Genomic DNA, 19018 nt, shown 5'->3' with positions numbered 1-19018 from the left:
GGGCTTTTATATGGAGGAGAGGAAAAACAGAGTGATCATCTCGGTCAGCAGACAGTTTGGCAGCGGTGGACACAAGATAGCGGAAGCGCTGGCAGAGCATTTTGAACTTCCGATTTATGATCATAGGATGCTGGACAGTATTGCCAAGGAAAAGGGTGTGGATCCTCGTGTGCTGGAAAAATACGACGAGAAGCCGCTAAACCGTTTTCTGGCGCGCAATGTCAGCGGATTTTCAAGCTCTCTGGAGAACAATCTGGCGCAGATGCAGTTCAGTTACCTGAAAGACAAGGCCGATTCAGGGGAATCGTTTGTGGTAGTTGGACGGTGTGCGGAGACGGTTTTAAAGGAATATGACGGACTGATCACGATCTTTGTGCTGGGCGATGAGGAAACACGGGTGAAGAGAATTGAGCAGCTGCATGGACTTTCAGAGGACGAGGCGAAACGTCTGGTAAAGACGAAGGACTGGCGGCGGAAATCCTACCACAACTGTTACAGCCGCGGACGCTGGGGAGATTCCAGAAATTATGACCTTTCGATCAACAGCAGCCGGCTGGGAATTGAGGGAACGACGAAGATGCTGGAGGAGTATGTGCAGGCGCGGATGGACGCGATGCAGAAATAAAATAATAGGGATATCGAAGAAAAAGAGAAAGGGGAACGTGTGCATAGGCGGCGCACGTCCCCCTTTCCCTTTTTCTGCCGAGGTGTTATACTGTTATTGTTCCCGGGTGGGCACTTTTGGAACCGAAAGTGCCGTAAGAAAACGTGGTGGCAGCAGGAATTTGCCGTATTTAAATGCGAAGCCACGGCAAATTCCGTTACTGGGCACGTATATGTGAACAGTAACGTTATACTAAAAAATATGGAATTAGATAGAAAAATCGTATTTGCTATCTGTTCGATCTTGTTTTATAGTATATAAGATATTTAATAGGAGTTTGATGATATATGACAGAGTTAAAAAAAGAAAAAAAGACCGGTCTCGTTCTGGAGGGCGGCGGGATGCGCGGTATTTACACAGCGGGCGTCCTGGATGTGTTTTTGGATCATGATATTTCATTTGACGGCATGATCGGCGTCTCGGCGGGGGCAGTGCATGGGGCTTCGTTTGTGTCGGGGCAGAAGGAGCGGAGCATCCGTTATTATAAAAAATACTGCAATGACAAGCGTTTTATGAGCTTTAAAAACTGGCTGCGGACGGGAAATCTGGTGGACGAGCAGTTCTGCTTCCATGATATACCGGAACGGCTGGATCCGTATGATTACGAGGCATTTGACCGGGGAAATACACGGTTTTATGTGGCATGCAGCAATGTGGAGACAGGGAAAGCAGAGTATCTGGAGATTAAAGATATGTTCAAAGATGTCGAATATTTCCGTGCGACGGCATCCCTTCCGTATGTGTCCCATATGGTCGAGGTTGGTGGAATGAAGCTTCTGGACGGCGGCTGCACGGACAGCATTCCGTTGCGTGCCTTCGCTAAGATGGGGTATAAAAAATGCGTCGTTGTGCTGACCCGTCCGGCGGGCTACCGCAAGAAACCGGGCAATTTCTGGCTGCCGGAGGCGGCATATCACAAATATCCGGCGTTCGTGAGGGCGCTTCGCAGCCGCTATTATTTCTATAATAAGACGGTGGAATGGATCGATCGCCTCGAACAAGAGGGAAAAATTTTTGTTATCCGTCCGAGCGTGGCGCTTCCAATCGGCAGAACCGAACATAGTGTTGAAAAATTGCAGGAGACGTATGATATCGGCAGGAAGGATGCTGCCAATCAGATGCATGCAATGGAAAATTGGTTCAAATCTTATTGATTTATAGATTGATCTCTAGTATAGTAAAGATTGATGTAATGTGGCTGTGGACAATAAAAAGCGGGACAGCTGCAGCGTGACGATGAAAGAGCGATTCGTTCGGACCACATATGCCGCAGTGGCGGAAGACAGGTTTGGTATGTGTATCGCTATAAATTATAGAAGGAGAACACGCAATGGTTAAGATAGCAGTAGATGCCATGGGGGGCGACAACGCACCGGGTGAGATCGTGGCAGGTGCCGTGATGGCAGCCCAGTCGAGGGAAGATATTCAGATTTTCCTGATCGGCAAGGAAGAAGTCGTATCAGAAGAATTAAAAAAGCATACATATAAGAAAGAACAGATCGAGGTTGTCAATGCGACTGAGGTCATCGAGACGGAGGAACCGCCGGTCAATGCGATCCGCACGAAGAAAGATTCGTCCATCGTGGTCGGCATGAATATGGTCCGCAGGGGTGAGGCGGATGCATTTTGTTCCGCGGGCAGTTCCGGCGCGATTATGGTCGGCGGACAGGTGATCGTCGGCAGAATCAAGGGCGTTGAACGTCCGCCACTGGCTCCATTGATTCCGACAGAAAAGGGCGTATCCCTGCTGATCGACTGCGGCGCCAATGTCGATGCAAGACCGTCCCATCTGGTACAGTTTGCAAAGATGGGCTCCATCTACATGGAACACGTGGTTGGCATCAAGAATCCGCGTGTGGCGATCGTCAACATCGGTGCGGAGGAAGAGAAGGGCAATGCGCTGGTGAAAGAGACATTCCCGCTCTTAAAAGAATGTAAGGACATCAATTTCATCGGCAGCATCGAGGCACGCGAGATTCCGCACGGCGGCGCGGATGTCATCGTTTCTGAGGCATTTGTCGGAAATGTCATCCTGAAACTCTATGAAGGTGTTGGTGCAACCCTGATTTCCATGGTAAAACAGGGCATGATGACGAGCCTGCGCTCAAAGATCGGCGCATTGCTTGTAAAACCGGCGTTAAAGACGACGCTCAAAGCATTCGATGCGAGCCAGTACGGCGGCGCACCGCTTCTGGGATTGAAGGGGCTGGTTGTCAAGACGCACGGAAATTCCAAGCGCATCGAGGTGTGCAATTCGATTCTTCAGTGTGTGACCTTTAAAGAGCAGGCGATTAATGAAAAGATCAAGGAAAGTCTGTGAAACTTTCGTGAAATTATAAAATGTAGCGAAAAAACGATATGTTTTTAATCAATCTAGAATTCTAAATATTTTAAAATAAGTTCATAGAAAGGAAGAAAATTATGGAATTTGAAAAATTACAGAACATTATCGCGGAGGTACTGAATGTTGAAGCAGATGAAATTACGTTAAATACGACGTTTGTGGATGATCTGGGCGCAGATTCGCTGGATATTTTTCAGATTATCATGGGAATCGAGGAGGCGTTTGATATCGAAATTCCGACTGAGGAGGCAGAAAAGATTGTATCTGTGGGCGATGCAGTAGAGCAGATCAAGAACGCACTGAACTAATTCAATGTTTGTTAAAAAGTTATAGAGAAGTCTGTCAGGCAAAGGGGCTGGGCGGGCTGCCGAAGGGCAGGATCGCGACAGCTCCTTTCCAAAAAGAACGGATGTTTGACTCTGGCTCACAGACACAAATAGCAATGATTGCCGGAATCAGTCAGCAGCAGGACAGGCTGGAAAGAGAGAAATATATGGAGTATACATTAAATAAATTGGAAAAACGGATTGGCTATTCGTTTCAGGACAAGAAGCTTCTGGAACATGCGATGATACACAGTTCGTATGCCAATGAGCACCATCTTGGAAAACTGGGATGCAACGAGCGTCTTGAATTTTTAGGCGACGCGGTGCTGGAAGTGGTATCGAGTGATTTCCTGTTCCGCACGTTTCCGGAGATGCCGGAGGGCGATATGACAAAGACACGTGCGAGTCTGGTCTGCGAGCCGACCCTTGCATTCTGCGCACAGGAGATCGATCTGGGTGGATTTTTGCTGCTTGGAAAAGGCGAGGATGCGACCGGCGGACGGGGGCGCGATTCGGTGGTGTCGGATGCGATGGAGGCACTGATCGGTGCGATTTATCTGGACGGTGGTTTTGCTAATGCAAAAGAGTTTATTCATCGATTTATTCTCAACGATATGGAACACAAAAAGCTCTTTTATGATAGCAAGACTATCTTGCAGGAGATTGTGCAGGGACATACGGACGAGACACTTACATACGTTCTTCTGAAAGAAGAAGGACCGGATCACAACAAGAGCTTCGAAGTGTCCGCGATGCTGGACGGTCAGGAGATCGGGCGCGGCATCGGACGGACGAAAAAATCAGCGGAACAGCGTGCGGCGTACCGTGGGATCCTCACTATCAGAAAACCGCAGGAGTAGGTATGTATTTAAAGAGTATTGAAATACAGGGTTTTAAGTCATTTGCCAATAAAATTCTGTTTGAGTTCCACAACGGAATCACGGGCATCGTCGGACCGAACGGCAGCGGCAAGAGCAATGTCGCCGATGCAGTGCGCTGGGTGCTCGGTGAGCAGAGAAGCAGGCAGCTGCGCGGCGGCACGATGCAGGACGTTATTTTTGCTGGTACGGAGCTTCGAAAACCGCAGGGATTTGCCTACGTGGCGATCACACTGGATAATGCCGATCACAAACTTCCGATTGAGTACGACGAAGTCACGGTTTCAAGACGTCTTTACCGTTCTGGTGAGAGTGAATATAAGATTAATGGAACGAGCTGCCGTCTAAAAGATATCAACGAGCTCTTTTATGATACGGGTATCGGTAAAGAGGGATATTCCATCATCGGACAGGGACAGATTGATCAGATTTTAAGCGGGCGACCGGAGGAACGGCGCGAGCTGTTTGACGAGGCGGCTGGAATCGTGAAATTCAAGCGGCGCAAGGCGATCGCACAGAAGAAGCTGGAAGATGAAAAGCAGAACCTGATCCGCGTGACGGATATTTTGTCCGAGCTGGAAAAACAGGTAGGACCACTGGAACGGCAGTCGGAGGAGGCGAAGGAGTATCTGCGTCTGCGGGAAGAGCTGCGCTGTCTGGACGCCAACCTGTTTTTGGCAGAATCGGAGGAATTGAAGCGCCAGATCCGGGAAGTGGAGCAGAAGGAGATGATTCTGACCGGCGATCAGGAGAGTGTGCGGGCGGAATCGGAGACACTGAAATCGGAGTACGAATTGCTCGGAACCGAGCTGGATGCGCTGGATGCGGCGATTGCCGCGGATCGTGAGGCGTGCAGCCGGGAAGATCTGGAACGCCAGGAGAAGACCGGACGGATCGGGGTTCTCAGAGAGCAGATCCGGACGGAGCAGATGAACGAAGAACATATCCGCAGCCGGATGGCGTCGATCGACGGCGAAATGCATCAGAAAGAGGAAGAACAGGCGGAATATGAGTCTGAAAAACAGGCACTAAATGCATCGGTGCAGATGATCGAGGCAAAACAGCAGGAAGCGGAGGCAGCAGTCCGTTCGATGGACGAGGCGGTCAGCCGGACGGAAACTTTGATCGAGACAGCAAAAGCCGAGATCATGGACGCTCTGAACCAGAAAGCGGAACTTGCCGCCCGCCGTCAGCGCTATGAGACGATGCTGGAGCAGGCGGATGTGCGCCGGGCGGAAGTGACGCAGAAGCTTTTGAAATTCAAGAGCGATGAGTCGGTTCAGGAAGAGCAGAAAAAAGAAGAAGAAGCCAAATTAGGGAAGGTGCGGGAATGTCTGGAAGCGTTTTCGGCGCAGGAAAAAGAGCTGCAGGAGCAGACGCGCACGGAGGAAGAACAGGAACGCCGCCTGAACCAGAAACTTTCGAGCCTTCAGCAGGATTACCACACGAACCGGACAAAGCTGGAATCGATGCGGAATCTGGCGGAGCGCTACGAGGGCTACGGCGGCAGTATCCGCCGCGTGATGGAAGTCAGGAACTGCGTTCCGGGTATTCACGGCGTTGTGGCGGATCTGATCAGCACGACGAAGAAATATGAGACGGCGATCGAGACGGCACTTGGCGGCAGCATCCAGAACATTGTGACGGATTCCGAGGAGACGGCGAAACGCCTGATTGAACACCTGAAAAAGAACCGGTATGGCCGTGCGACGTTTCTGCCGCTGACCAGCATGGAACGCCGCCAGAGTTTTGGACAGCCGGGGGCGCTGAAAGAAATGGGTGTTCTTGGACTGGCAAGCGAACTGGTCTCTGCGGATGAGAAATACAGCGGGCTGGTGTCCTATCTGCTGGGACGCGTGGTCGTGGTGGATCAGATCGATCATGCGATTGCGCTGGCAAAGAAATATCGGCATTCTCTCCGGATCGTGACGCTGGACGGCGAGCTTTTAAGCCCTGGCGGTTCGATGACCGGTGGTGCATTCAAGAACAGCAGCAATCTGCTGGGACGCCGCCGTGAGATCGAAGAACTGGAAGCTGCCTGCAAAAAGGCATTGGAACAGGTAGAGGCGGTACAGAAGGAGCTGGCAGAGACGGGGCGCAGGCTGACGGAAGCGAAGAGAACACTGGCATCCGTCCAGGAGAGGCGCCAGCAGATGCAGATCCAGCAGAATACGTTGGAACTGACGATCTGCCAGTTAGAGGCGAGACGGCAGGAGATTGCAGATTCCTCGCAGGATCTGTCTTCGGAAAATCAGGAACTCGAACTGCAGGTAGGCGATCTGCGCGGGGCGCTGCGGGAGCTGCAGACCGAAGAGACGAAGCTTGAAACGCTAAGCAATGAGAAGAACCAGTACGTGGAAGAGCAGCAGACGGGTCTTGAGACGGCGAAAAAGCAGCGTGGGGAAGCGGCGGCAGCCCTTTCGGAGATACAGCTTGGGCATTCCCAGGCGGAGCAGAAAGGCGCGTTTATCGAGGAAAATCTGCGCCGTGTATTGCAGGAGCAGGAACGTCTCCGGGCAGAGAAAGAGAAACTTTCCGGCGGTCACGCGGACAGCAGCGAGACGATCGCTGCCAGAGAGCGCGAGATTGCAGCGCTGGAAGCCGAGATACAGGCGTCCGGGGACAAGCGGACGCAGATGGAACTGGTAATCCAGAACAAGCAGCGTGAGAAGGAAGAAAAGGCGGGGCGGCAGAAAACTTTCTTTGATAAAAAGGAAGAGCTGAACGAACGTCTCCAGCTTTTAGACCGAGAGAACTTCCGTCTCCAGAATCAGAGAGAACGCCTGAATGAGCGCCTGGAGTCGCAGGTCGATTATATGTGGAGTGAGTATGAGCTTACGTATTCGCGCGCGGAAGAGCTGCGGAAGGAAGCGTTGACCTCGATTCCAGAAATGAAGCGGTCGATCAATGAGAAAAAGATGGAGATCCGCGCCCTTGGGAATGTCAATGTCAACGCGATCGAGGACTACAAGGAGATATCCGGCCGCTACGAATTTATGAAAAACCAGCATGAAGATCTGGTAGCGGCACAGGCAGCGCTGGAAAAAATTATCGAGGAGCTCGATGAAGGAATGCGGCGTCAGTTCCGGGAAAAATTTGGTGAGATCCGCCGCGAGTTTGATAAAGTATTTAAGGAATTATTTGGAGGCGGAACGGGTACGCTGGAGCTGTCGCAGGAAGAAGATATTCTGGAGGCAGGCATCCAGATTATTTCACAGCCGCCGGGCAAAAAACTGCAGAATATGATGCAGCTCTCCGGTGGAGAGAAAGCATTGACGGCGATCGCACTGCTTTTTGCAATTCAGAACTTAAAACCGTCGCCATTCTGCCTGCTTGATGAGATTGAGGCGGCACTTGACGATTCCAACGTAGACCGGTTTGCCGGGTACCTGCATAAGCTGACGCGCTACACGCAGTTTATCGTCATCACCCACCGAAGAGGCACGATGGTGTCGGCAGACCGCCTGTACGGTATCACGATGCAGGAAAAAGGTGTGTCCACGCTGGTATCGGTCAGCCTGATCGAGGCGCAGATGGAGCGGGAAGAGGAAAAAGCAGAATTATAATTGCAAAAAAGAGTTCAGAAATAGAAAAGGAGGCGCAGCCATGGGAGATAAGAAAAAGGGTTTTTTCAGCCGTCTGGTAGAAGGGCTGACGAAAACGAGAGATTCCATTGTAAGCGGAATTGATTCCGTATTCAGCGGTTTTTCCGCGATCGATGATGATTTCTATGAGGAGATCGAAGAGACGCTTATCATGGGCGATCTAGGTATCCAGACGACGATGGCGATCGTCGAGGATCTCCGGAAAAAGGTAAAAGAAAACCACATCAAGGATCCGGCAGAGTGCAAGGATCTTCTGATTGCCAGCATCAAGGAACAGATGGATCTGGGCGAAAATGCCTACGAATTTGAAAACCGCAAGTCGGTTGTGCTGGTGATCGGCGTCAACGGCGTCGGGAAGACGACCTCGGTCGGCAAGCTGGCGGGCCAGTTAAAGGATCAGGGCAAGAAGGTCATTCTGGCGGCGGCGGATACATTCCGTGCGGCAGCGATTGAGCAGCTGACGGAGTGGGCAGGACGCGCGGGCGTTGAGCTGATCGCCCAGCAGGAAGGTTCTGATCCGGCAGCTGTTATCTACGATGCGATCGCGGCGGCAAAATCAAGAAATGCCGATGTGCTGATCTGCGACACGGCAGGTCGTCTGCACAACAAGAAAAACCTGATGGAAGAGTTAAAGAAGATCAACCGGATCATCGACAAAGAATATCCGGACGCCTACCGTGAGACGTTGGTTGTCCTTGACGGAACGACCGGTCAGAACGCGCTTGCACAGGCAAAACAGTTTATGGAGGTGGCGGATATCACCGGCATCATTCTGACGAAGCTGGATGGCACGGCAAAGGGCGGTATCGCGGTTGCGATCCAGTCCGAGCTTGGTATTCCGGTTAAATACGTCGGAATCGGCGAAAAGATCGACGATTTACAGAAATTCGATGCGAATGATTTCGTCAATGCACTGTTTAAGAGAAATGAAGCATTGACAGAGAATGAATAGAGCTAAAAATAGCTGAGCATGCCACGGCTGAAACTGGTTTGGCGGAGAACAAATCTGCTTAAGCCGTAGATTCAGATAAACAGGACACACCCGGCAGACTGTCTGGTCAGAGAACCGACAAAAGCAGGGCGCATTCTGAGAAATACGGATAAATGGAGGAAAGACAATGAGTGAGACAATAAAGGAAGAGACAGCAGAGGCAGCACAGGCTGAGCCGCAGGGACTGACACTGGAGAAATTCGAAGAAGCAACCGAGGTTGTCAGCAAGGTTATTTCCGAGACAAAACTGGTTTACAGTGAATATTTTTCGAATTTGACCGGCAATAAAGTATATTTAAAACCGGAAAATATGCAGTATACAGGTGCTTACAAGGTAAGAGGTGCATTTTATAAGATCAGCACCCTGAGCGATGAGGAGAAACAGCGCGGTCTGATCACCGCATCGGCTGGAAACCATGCACAGGGCGTTGCATACGCGGCAAAACTGGCTGGCTGCAAGGCAACGGTTGTTATGCCGACGACCACGCCGCTCATGAAGGTAAACCGTACCAGAAGCTATGGCGCAGAGGTGGTTCTTCACGGCGATGTATTCGATGAGGCGCTGGCATATGCAAATGAGCTGGCAGCGGAGCACGGATATACCTTTATCCATCCGTTCAACGATCTGGACGTAGCCACCGGTCAGGGAACCATCGCGATGGAGATCATCAAAGAGCTTCCGACCGTTGATTATATTCTGGTTCCGATTGGCGGCGGCGGACTCTGTACCGGTGTTGCAACGCTGGCAAAACTGCTGAATCCGAAGATCAAAGTGATCGGTGTAGAACCGGCAGGCGCAAATTGTATGCAGGAATCCCTGAAAGAAGGAAAGGTAGTGACTCTCCCGAGCGTCAACACAATCGCGGATGGTACTGCCGTTAAACGCCCGGGCGATCTGCTGTTCCCGTACATCCAGATCAATGTGGATGATATCATCACCATCGGGGATTCCGAGCTGATCGTGGCATTCCTTGATATGGTAGAAAACCACAAGATGATCGTTGAGAACTCCGGTCTTCTGACTGTGGCTGCTTTGAAACACCTGAATGTGAAGAAGAAAAAAGTCGTATCCATCCTGAGCGGCGGCAACATGGACGTGATCACAATGGCATCCATCGTACAGCATGGTCTGATCCAGAGAGACCGCGTATTTACCGTATCGGTACTGCTGCCGGATAAGCCAGGAGAGCTTGCAAAGGTTGCAAATCTGATGGCAGCGGAGCAGGGCAATGTCATCAAACTGGAGCACAACCAGTTTGTCAGCATCAACCGCAACGCAGCAGTGGAGCTGCGGATCACCGTTGAGGCGTTTGGTACGGATCACAAGAATAAGATAGTGGAAGCACTCAAGGAAGCAGGCTACCGTCCGAAGCTGGTAAAATCCAAAAATATCTATGATGTCTAAGATGGAAATGAAAAGCAGTGTGGATAGAGCAGACAGGGGAGAGTTGAAATGAAGCGGGAGAAATATGAGCCGGTGTTAAAAAATATTTCCTATTTTATAAAATGGGTGGAAGGCGCGATTGTGATTGGAATTGTGAGCGGCTGCATCGGCACGGCATTTGGAAAATGTGTCCTATGGGTGTCGGCATTCTTTCAAAGCCACCCGTGGATGGTCTTTCTGCTGCCGCTTACCGGTCTTCTGGTTCTGGGTGTTTACCATGTGCTGGGAGAGAGTAATAACCGGGGCACAAATATGGTGATCGAATCGATCTATTCGAACACAGAGATCAGTTTTGCGACTGCCCCGGCAGTCTTTGCAGGAACACTTCTGACGCACCTGGGCGGTGGTTCTGCCGGACGGGAGGGCGCGGCGCTGCAGATGGGAGGAAGCATCGGAACCCAGATCGGAAAATGGCTGAAATTTGATGAGAAAGATAAGAAAATTGCGGTCATGTGCGGCATGAGCGGTGTGTTTGCCGCCTTGTTTGGCACACCGATGGCGGCGGCGATCTTTTCGATGGAGGTTATCAGCATCGGCGTTATGTACTATGCAGCGCTGGTTCCATGTGTCTTTTCTGCCTTTACGGCGGCGGCGCTGGCGAGGTTCTGGGGACTGATGCCGGAGCAGTTTGCGATTGGTGCGGTTCCTGCGTGGAGTATTGAAACAGCGATCGTGGCTGTCGGTCTGGCGGCTGGCTGCGCGCTGGTGTCGGAGCTTTTCTGCATCACGCTTCACACAACGGAACATCTCTACAAAAAATATCTTCCATCGCCGGTCTGGCGGATTCTATCCGGCGCGGCGATTGTGATTGTTTTGACGCTTCTGACCGGTTCGACCCGCTACAACGGAAGCGGCGTCTCCCTGATTGAAAAATGTTTCGAGGGCGAGGGACTTCCATGGGATTTCCTGATGAAAATTCTCTTTACGACGGTTACGCTGGAGGCAGGCTTCAAGGGAGGCGAGATCGTGCCGACCCTGACGATCGGCGCGGCGTTTGGCAGTTTCTTTGCATTTCTCTTTGGACAGCCGGTCGGTCTTATGACCGCCTGCGGTATGCTGGGACTCTTCGTGGGAGTCACAAACTGCCCGATCTCAACGCTTCTGCTGGGCTTTGAGCTTTTTGGCTATGAGGCGATGCCGTTTTTCGTGCTGGTGATTGCAGTCAGCTTTAGTTTCTCTGGTTATTACAGCCTGTATGCGAGTCAGAAATTTATCTACTCGAAGACGAGGACGGAGTTTATTAACCGGAAGACGAATAAATAGGTGGAAAATGCTCACCATAATTTTGATTTTTTACTTTTGAATACCACAAAAAGGGTTCCAATTTATCTTTGGAACCCTAAAATGTCATGCTTTAAAGAAGTTCATGAATCTACGTGCTCTATCATGATTTATTCATGAAAATCCTGCGGTTTCTCATCACGGAAATCAAGCAGGGCGCGCGGTGCAACCTGCAGAACACCTGCAATATCAAAGAGACTCTCTAAGGAAAGACTCGTTTTCATGTTCGGTGCCTCGATGTTAGATATATGAGTCCGGCTTAAATCGGTCGCCTCTGCTAAAGCCATCTGGCTCATGCCACGGAGTTTGCGGTAATAAGCGATGTTGAGACCTATCTGACGGTAATATTTTTCATAACGGTTTGTCTGCTGCTTGTTAATTTGTTTTTGATCGATTGCTGTCATATTTTTCAAGTGCCTCCCCGATCCGAAAGAATCATGCGTTATTGTTATTTCAGAGATAATAAATAATTACAACTGATATAACTATTGTAGCTGGAAATTGATTTTTATCAAACAATATAATGATTCAAATTTGCAATGTTATAAAATGCATATCCAATAAAACAATGCACATACATGGATTGCACCTAGGAAGGCTGTTAAATAATGCACAGAAAAAGATTGCAGAGGATAAGTGCAGATAAATAATGAGAAACTGGGGGCAGAATGAGAACGGCGGGAAAAGGTGAAATAGAAAAAAAGTAAAACGGGCGCTAAAATTTGAGAAAAAATGAAAAACAGGGCGAAGAATCCGTATACAGAAAGGCGTTTGGGGAAAATGATGAAAGGATGCACAGGATTTACGAAAATTCTATCGCACATTCGGATTTTTTGTGGTAGAATATCTTTGATAAGGTGACGCAGCTTTTTACGGTCATCACAGATAAAATGTACATCAGAACGTACATATAGACAGGGAGAACCGAATTATGGAATTAAAGCGGGTATTACTGAAGCTGAGCGGAGAAGCGCTGGCAGGCGACAAGAAAACCGGGTTTGATGAAGCAACGGTCAAGGAAGTAGCCAGACAGGTTAAGACGGCGGTCGATGACGGAATCGAAGTAGGTATCGTGATCGGCGGCGGAAACTTCTGGAGAGGCCGCCAGAGCAATGCAATCGATCGGACCAAGGCGGATCAGATCGGAATGCTGGCAACGGTCATGAACTGTATTTACGTGTCGGAGATCTTCCGGAGCGAGGGTATGATGACACAGATTCTGACACCATTTGAGTGCGGTTCCATGACGAAGCTGTTTTCAAAGGACAGAGCCAATAAATATTTCTCAAAGGGTATGGTCGTATTTTTTGCAGGTGGTACAGGTCATCCGTATTTCTCAACTGATACCGGCGTAGCGCTGCGTGCGATTGAGATGGATGCAGACTGCATTCTTCTGGCCAAGGCGATCGACGGCGTCTATGACAGCGATCCGAAGATCAACCCGGATGCAAAGAAGTATGATACGATCACGATTCAGGAGGTGATCGACAAGCAGCTGGCGGTCGTAGACCTCACAGCTTCCATCATGTGTATGGAAAATCACGTTCCGATGGCAGTATTCAGCCTGAATGAAAAAGACGGAATTGTAAATGCAATGCGCGGAAAAATTAACGGTACAGTGGTTACCGCATAACTAGGAGGATTTTATGCAGGAGAGATTAAAAGTTTACGAAGAGAAGATGAATAAGTCCTATGACGCACTGCTGAATGAGTATACATCCATTCGTGCTGGACGTGCGAACCCGCATGTACTGGACAAAATCAAAGTAGATTACTACGGCGCACCGACCCCGTTACAGCAGGTGGCAAATATCTCTGTACCGGAGCCGCGTATGATTCTGATCCAGCCGTGGGAGAAGAAGCTCATTAAGGACATCGAGAAAGCGATCCTGACTTCCGATCTGGGTATCAACCCGAACAACGATGGAAGTGCAGTACGCCTGATTTTCCCGGAGCTTACTGAGGAACGCCGTAAAGATCTGGCAAAGGATGTTAAGAAAAAGGGCGAGGGCGCGAAGGTTGCAGTCCGCAATATCCGCCGTGATGCAAACGACCTGTTAAAGAAGCTGGAAAAAGGCGGCGAGATCACCGAGGATGAGCTGGCAGATGGCGAGGATCAGATCCAGAAGCTGACTGACAAGATGATCGCAAAGGTTGATAAAGCAGTAGAAGAAAAAACAGCTGAGATCATGACTGTATAAAAATACAATAGAGTTTAAATGTAAAAATCAGGCTGCCTCAAGCAGGGCTGGCCGGCATTGCAGATGCGGATGGCCGGCTGGTCCTGTTTTCTGGCTATTAAGGGAATATTATGGAGGAAAACTGGATGGAAAGGGACATCGAAAACATGGTAATTCCGCAGCATGTCGCCCTCATTCTGGATGGCAACGGCAGATGGGCGAAGAAGAGAGGTCTTCCGAGAACCGTAGGTCATAAACAGGGGTGTGTGACGGTTGAACAGACGGTTGAGGATGCAGCGAGACTGGGAATCCGTTATCTGACGGTATATGGTTTTTCAACGGAAAACTGGAAGCGTTCTGCTGAAGAAGTAGGGGCGCTGATGCAGCTCTTCCGTTTTTATCTGAAACGGCTTTTAAAGATTGCCAAGAAAAATAATGTAAGAGTCAAAATGATCGGCGACCGCACGCGCTTTGACAGCGATATCATCGAGGGCATCAACCGCCTGGAAGACGAGACGGCGGCAAACACGGGCATGACCTTTGTGATCGCAGTCAACTACGGCGGCAGAGATGAGATCACGCGCGCGGTGCGCCATATGATGATGGACTGTCAGGACGGAAAGCTGGTGCCGGAGGACGTGACAGAGCAGACCGTTGCGTCCTATTTAGATACGGCGGGTATCCCGGATCCGGATCTTCTGATCCGCACCAGCGGCGAGATCCGCCTGTCCAATTATCTGCTGTGGCAGCTTGCCTACAGTGAGATTTATATCACGGACTGCCTGTGGCCGGATTTCAACCGCGACGAGCTTATAAAGGCAATTGAGCAGTTCAATCAAAGAGACAGACGCTTTGGCGGAGTCAAGGCATAAGGAGGAGTTGCCATGTTCAGAACGAGGCTGATAAGCGGGATTGTGCTTGTAGCACTCGCGATTTTACTGGTTACAAAGGGCGGTGTCCTTCTGTACTGTGTGACCGCCGCGATCTCCCTGATCGGTATGTTTGAGCTTTACCGGGTTATGGGGATTGAGAAAAAAGCGCCGGGCATCGCCGGGTATCTGGCGTGTCTGGGATATTATGGGCTGGTGTGGTTTGAAGGGCAGCATTATGTGACGCTGCTTGCGATTGCAGCCCTGATGGTGCTGATGAGCATTTACGTGTTCACGTTTCCGAAATATGGGACCGAGCAGATTACAGTAGCATTTTTCGGCATTTTTTATCTGGGAATTATGCTTTCCTACCTGTATCAGGTGCGGGCAATGGCGGACGGAAAATACCTTGTCTGGCTGATCTTTTTAAGCTCCTGGGGCTGTGACACCTGCGCATACTGCGCGGGAATGCTCCTTGGAAAACACCGTCTGGCACCGGTTTTAAGCCCGAAAAAATCGATCGAGGGCGCCGTCGGCGGTGTGGTCGGATCGGCTCTGTTAGGCTGCATTTATGCGTATTTCTTCGGTGCGAAGATGGACGAGGTCAGCAATCCGATGGTGGCATGCGCGGTGGCGTGTGCGATTGCGGCGGTCATTTCCCAGATCGGGGATCTGGCGGCGTCGGCGATCAAGCGGAACCACAATGTCAAGGATTACGGAAACCTGATTCCGGGACACGGCGGCGTGCTGGATCGGTTCGACAGCATGATTTTTACGGCACCGGCGATTTATTTTGCACTGACGTTTTTACGATAAAACGAAAGCATGTATGAAAATACAGAAACAGGAGAATAAGAAATGAAAAAAATTGCGATACTTGGATCAACCGGATCGATCGGAACACAGACATTGGAAGTGGTCCGGGCGAATAAAGATATAGAAGTAACGGCTCTGGCGGCTGGAAGCAATATTGATCTTCTGGAGAAACAGATCCGGGAGTTTTCTCCGAAGATCGCGGCGGTCTGGAACGAGGAAAAAGCAAAAGAACTGAAAGACCGTGTGCGCGATCTGGATATCCGTGTCGAGAGCGGCATGGATGGACTTCTCGCAGTGGCAACGGAGCTGGGTGCGGAGATTGTGGTGACAGCGGTAGTCGGAATGATCGGTATCCGCCCGACGATCGCAGCGATGAATGCTGGAAAAGATATTGCACTTGCAAACAAAGAGACCCTGGTAACGGCCGGGCATATCATTATGTCGCTGGCAAAGGAGAAGCATGTCCGCATTCTGCCGGTGGACAGCGAGCACAGCGCGATTTTCCAGAGTTTGAACGGTGAGACGGGAAATAAGATCCACAAGATTCTCCTGACAGCGTCTGGCGGACCGTTCCGCGGATGGACGAGAGAGCAGATGAAAGGTGTTCAGGTCGAAGATGCGCTGAAACATCCGAACTGGACGATGGGGCGCAAGATCACGATCGACAGTTCCACGATGGTAAACAAAGGTCTGGAAGTTATGGAGGCAAGATGGCTCTTTGGCGTGGAGATGGATCAGGTGCAGGTGGTTGTGCAGCCGCAGAGTGTGATTCATTCAATGGTAGAATACGAGGACGGCGCGGTGATAGCGCAGCTCGGCACGCCGGATATGAAGCTTCCGATCCAGTATGCGCTGTATTATCCGGAACGCCGCTTCCTGGCGGGCGACCGGCTGGATTTTGCAAAGCTGGCACAGATTACCTTTGAAGCGCCGGATTTTGAGAATTTCCACGGACTTTCCCTGGCATACAAAGCCGGACGGCGCGGCGGCACGCTTCCGACCGTGTTCAACGCGGCAAATGAGCGGGCAGTTCAGAAATTCCTCGATCGCGAGATCGGATATCTGACCATCACTGATATGATTGAGGCGGCGATGGAACACCACACCGTGAAAGAGAATCCGACGGTCGAAGAGATTCTGGCAGCAGAACAGGAAACCTATGATTTTATAGAGAGCAGGTGGTAGATTGGTAAGTTTGCTGGCGGCGCTGATTGTATTCAGCCTGATCGTGCTGTTTCACGAATTTGGACATTTTTTATTGGCAAAACGGGGCGGAATCTGCGTCGTTGAGTTTTCGCTCGGCATGGGTCCTAGACTTTTCAGTTTTGTGAAAGGCGGGACGCGGTACTCGCTGAAGCTGCTTCCGTTTGGCGGTTCTTGTATGATGCTGGGGGAAGATGAAGGGTATGATGCGCCGGATGAGACGGAAAAAGGGAGTTCCTGCGATCAGAACCAGAGTCTGACAGATGGAAAAACGGATCGGCTCCTGTTGCCTCCGGGTGCAACGGGGACTTATTTTAATGCGGTTTCTGCCTGGACACGTTTTAAAGTCGTGGTGGCAGGACCTGTATTCAACTTCATTCTGGCATGGTTTTGCGCCTTTTTCGTGATTAGCTGTGTGGGATTTGATGCGGCGTCGGTTGTCAGTGTTGAGGACGGCTATCCGGCACAGGAGGCGGGGCTGCAGGCGGGCGATACGATCGAGCGCTTAAATGGTACGCGCACCTATCTGTACCGCGATGTGCAGACGTATCTGCAGTTTCATCCGGGAAAGAGTGTCACGGTGGAGTATGTGCGGGATGGGAAATCCTACACGACGCAGATGGTTCCGCGCTATTCTGAGGAAGCGGGACGCTATCTTATTGGAATCAGCGGTGGTGTTTACCAGAAACCGGCGTCCGTGATTCAGACGGCGCAGTATAGCTTCTATGAAGTGCGCTATTGGATCCGTGTGACGTTCAGCAGCCTTGGCATGATTCTGAAGCGGCAGGTCAGCTCGAACGATATCGCGGGTCCGGTGCGGATTGTGTCGATGATCGGCACGACGGTCAAGGAGAGCCAGAGCTACGGACTTATGATTGTGCTTGTCAATCTGGCCAATATGTGTATTCTGCTCAGCGCCAATCTGGGTGTCATGAACCTGCTTCCGGTTCCAGCGCTGGACGGCGGACGGCTTGTATTTATCATTCTGGAGATGCTGCGCGGCAAGCCGGTTGATCCGGAAAAAGAGGGCATGGTCCATATGGCGGGCATGGCGGCGTTGATGACGCTGATGTTATTTGTATTGTTTAATGATATTAGAAATTTATTGTAATAATTCATGTAACTGTTCAGTAGGTCTGCGCATTTACTGCGCTGACCGTACGAAAACATGGGCCAGCAGGCAAAAATCCCATTGCCGTAGGCAATTTTTGATGGATTTTTGCGCGTGACTGTGAAGGTACTGAACAGTTACTAATTCATTTGATTCAAAGGCATGAAAGATTCGCTCGAAAAAGGCCGGAAATTTTGTGTCGGAGAAGAATGGTTTGGGAGGAACGATATGGGATACCGGGACGAGACGAAAGTGGTGCAGATTGGAAAACGACAGATCGGCGGCGGCAATCCGATTCTGATCCAGTCGATGTGTAATACGAAAACAGAGGATGTGAAGGCGACCGTCGAGCAGATTCTGGCGCTGGAGCACGCGGGCTGCGATATTATCCGTGTGGCAGTGCCGACAATGGAGGCGGCTGCTGCCCTGACGGAGATTAAACGCCAGATACATATTCCATTGGTGGCGGATATTCATTTTGACTATCGTCTCGCGATCGCGGCGATCGAGTGCGGCGCGGACAAAATCCGTATCAATCCGGGAAATATCGGTTCCAGAGAGCGGATCCAGGCGGTGGTTGACAAGGCAAAAGAGTATGGCGTGCCGATTCGTGTCGGCGTCAACAGCGGTTCTTTGGAAAAGCCATTGGTAGAGAAATATGGCGGCGTGACAGCGGAAGGACTCGTTGAGAGTGCGCTGGATAAGGTTGCCCTGATTGAGCAGATGGGTTATGACAATCTGGTTATCAGCATCAAATCTTCGGATGTTATGATGTGTGTAAAAGCACATGAACTAATTGCAAAAAAGACTCATTATCCGCTGCATGTCGGTATCACAGAGGCGGGAACTGTAATTGCGGGCAATATCAAGTCAGCGGTCGGTCTGGGACTGATTTTGAGTCAGGGAATCGGTGATACGATCCGCGTGTCCCTGACAGGCAGCCCGCTGGAGGAGATCAAGTCGGCAAAGCTGATTTTGAAGACGCTGGGCCTTCGTCGGGGAGGAGTGGAAGTTGTTTCATGTCCGACCTGCGGACGCACGCAGATCGACCTCATCGGTCTGGCAAACCAGGTGGAGACGCTGGTACAGGGATATCCGCTGGATATCAAGGTTGCCGTCATGGGCTGCGTGGTCAACGGACCGGGCGAGGCGAAGGAAGCCGATCTCGGGGTAGCCGGCGGTATCGGCGAAGGACTTCTGATACGCAAGGGCGAGATTGTGAAAAAACTGCCGGAGAGTGAACTTTTACCGGCGCTCAAAGCGGAGCTTGACCGGATGGTGGAAGATAAAAAAGCAAAGGAATGAT

Annotated in this window: 17 protein-coding genes; 16 read left to right on the top strand and 1 reads right to left on the bottom strand. The window is 50.6% G+C overall.

Going from position 1 to position 19018, the window contains the following annotated elements; genetic code table 11:
* The first annotated feature begins 10 nt into the window (after positions 1-10).
* The 9 genes from DW720_RS10890 (at position 11) to DW720_RS10850 (ending at position 11515) form a co-directional block, all read left to right on the top strand.
* On the top strand, positions 11-625 hold the full coding sequence (locus tag DW720_RS10890; RefSeq protein WP_118293659.1) for a cytidylate kinase-like family protein: 615 nt from the start codon (positions 11-13) through the stop codon (positions 623-625).
* A 326-nt stretch (positions 626-951) separates the two neighbouring features.
* Positions 952-1818, top strand: a complete 867-nt coding sequence (locus DW720_RS10885) for a patatin family protein (protein WP_118749616.1) — start codon at positions 952-954, stop codon at positions 1816-1818.
* A 176-nt stretch (positions 1819-1994) separates the two neighbouring features.
* A complete protein-coding gene (plsX, locus tag DW720_RS10880) occupies positions 1995-2984 on the top strand; it encodes a phosphate acyltransferase PlsX (protein WP_118749615.1) in 990 nt (329 codons plus the stop codon).
* 101 nt (positions 2985-3085) lie between these two features.
* On the top strand, positions 3086-3316 hold the full coding sequence (gene acpP / locus DW720_RS10875; RefSeq protein ID WP_106999769.1) for an acyl carrier protein: 231 nt from the start codon (positions 3086-3088) through the stop codon (positions 3314-3316).
* Between the two features lie 185 nt (positions 3317-3501).
* On the top strand, positions 3502-4194 hold the full coding sequence (gene rnc, locus DW720_RS10870) for a ribonuclease III (RefSeq protein WP_107000387.1): 693 nt from the start codon (positions 3502-3504) through the stop codon (positions 4192-4194).
* Positions 4195-4196: 2 nt separating this feature from the next.
* Positions 4197-7778, top strand: a complete 3582-nt coding sequence (gene smc, locus DW720_RS10865; RefSeq protein WP_118742513.1) for a chromosome segregation protein SMC — start codon at positions 4197-4199, stop codon at positions 7776-7778.
* A gap of 40 nt (positions 7779-7818) precedes the next feature.
* The gene (gene ftsY / locus DW720_RS10860; protein ID WP_106999771.1) at positions 7819-8769 is read left to right on the top strand and encodes a signal recognition particle-docking protein FtsY; all 951 of its coding nucleotides are present in this window, start codon (positions 7819-7821) and stop codon (positions 8767-8769) included.
* A 166-nt stretch (positions 8770-8935) separates the two neighbouring features.
* Positions 8936-10213, top strand: a complete 1278-nt coding sequence (gene ilvA / locus DW720_RS10855) for a threonine ammonia-lyase (RefSeq protein WP_118742514.1) — start codon at positions 8936-8938, stop codon at positions 10211-10213.
* 48 nt (positions 10214-10261) lie between these two features.
* The gene (locus tag DW720_RS10850; RefSeq protein WP_118467603.1) at positions 10262-11515 is read left to right on the top strand and encodes a chloride channel protein; all 1254 of its coding nucleotides are present in this window, start codon (positions 10262-10264) and stop codon (positions 11513-11515) included.
* Positions 11516-11643: 128 nt separating this feature from the next.
* On the opposite strand, the gene DW720_RS10845 is transcribed toward DW720_RS10850, so the two are convergent.
* Positions 11644-11937 (bottom strand): helix-turn-helix transcriptional regulator, encoded by a 294-nt coding sequence (locus tag DW720_RS10845; RefSeq protein ID WP_022360458.1) that lies wholly within the window; start codon positions 11935-11937, stop codon positions 11644-11646.
* 527 nt (positions 11938-12464) lie between these two features.
* Between DW720_RS10845 and pyrH the strand changes: the two genes are divergently transcribed.
* From pyrH to ispG, 7 genes are all read left to right on the top strand, one after another.
* Positions 12465-13166 carry a UMP kinase gene (gene pyrH, locus DW720_RS10840; RefSeq protein ID WP_106999774.1) on the top strand — a complete coding sequence of 234 codons (702 nt, stop codon included), beginning with the start codon at positions 12465-12467 and terminating at the stop codon, positions 13164-13166.
* A 13-nt stretch (positions 13167-13179) separates the two neighbouring features.
* Positions 13180-13734 carry a ribosome recycling factor gene (gene frr, locus DW720_RS10835; RefSeq protein ID WP_022360460.1) on the top strand — a complete coding sequence of 185 codons (555 nt, stop codon included), beginning with the start codon at positions 13180-13182 and terminating at the stop codon, positions 13732-13734.
* 125 nt (positions 13735-13859) lie between these two features.
* Positions 13860-14585, top strand: coding sequence for an isoprenyl transferase (locus tag DW720_RS10830; RefSeq protein WP_106999775.1), 726 nt, complete (start codon positions 13860-13862; stop codon positions 14583-14585).
* Positions 14586-14597: 12 nt separating this feature from the next.
* On the top strand, positions 14598-15398 hold the full coding sequence (locus tag DW720_RS10825; protein ID WP_106999776.1) for a phosphatidate cytidylyltransferase: 801 nt from the start codon (positions 14598-14600) through the stop codon (positions 15396-15398).
* 42 nt (positions 15399-15440) lie between these two features.
* The gene (locus tag DW720_RS10820; RefSeq protein WP_022360463.1) at positions 15441-16583 is read left to right on the top strand and encodes a 1-deoxy-D-xylulose-5-phosphate reductoisomerase; all 1143 of its coding nucleotides are present in this window, start codon (positions 15441-15443) and stop codon (positions 16581-16583) included.
* 1 nt (position 16584) lies between these two features.
* A complete protein-coding gene (rseP, locus tag DW720_RS10815) occupies positions 16585-17712 on the top strand; it encodes an RIP metalloprotease RseP (protein WP_106999777.1) in 1128 nt (375 codons plus the stop codon).
* Positions 17713-17940: 228 nt separating this feature from the next.
* The gene (gene ispG, locus DW720_RS10810) at positions 17941-19017 is read left to right on the top strand and encodes a flavodoxin-dependent (E)-4-hydroxy-3-methylbut-2-enyl-diphosphate synthase (protein WP_106999778.1); all 1077 of its coding nucleotides are present in this window, start codon (positions 17941-17943) and stop codon (positions 19015-19017) included.
* Position 19018 lies beyond the last annotated feature (1 nt).

Origin of the sequence: Clostridium sp. AM27-28, from assembly GCF_003480955.1 — a bacterium.
Classification (GTDB): Bacteria; Bacillota; Clostridia; order Lachnospirales; family Lachnospiraceae; genus Otoolea; species Otoolea fessa.
The sequence above is the reverse complement of the archived record's forward strand: the minus strand, read 5'-3'. Positions and strand labels throughout refer to the sequence as shown.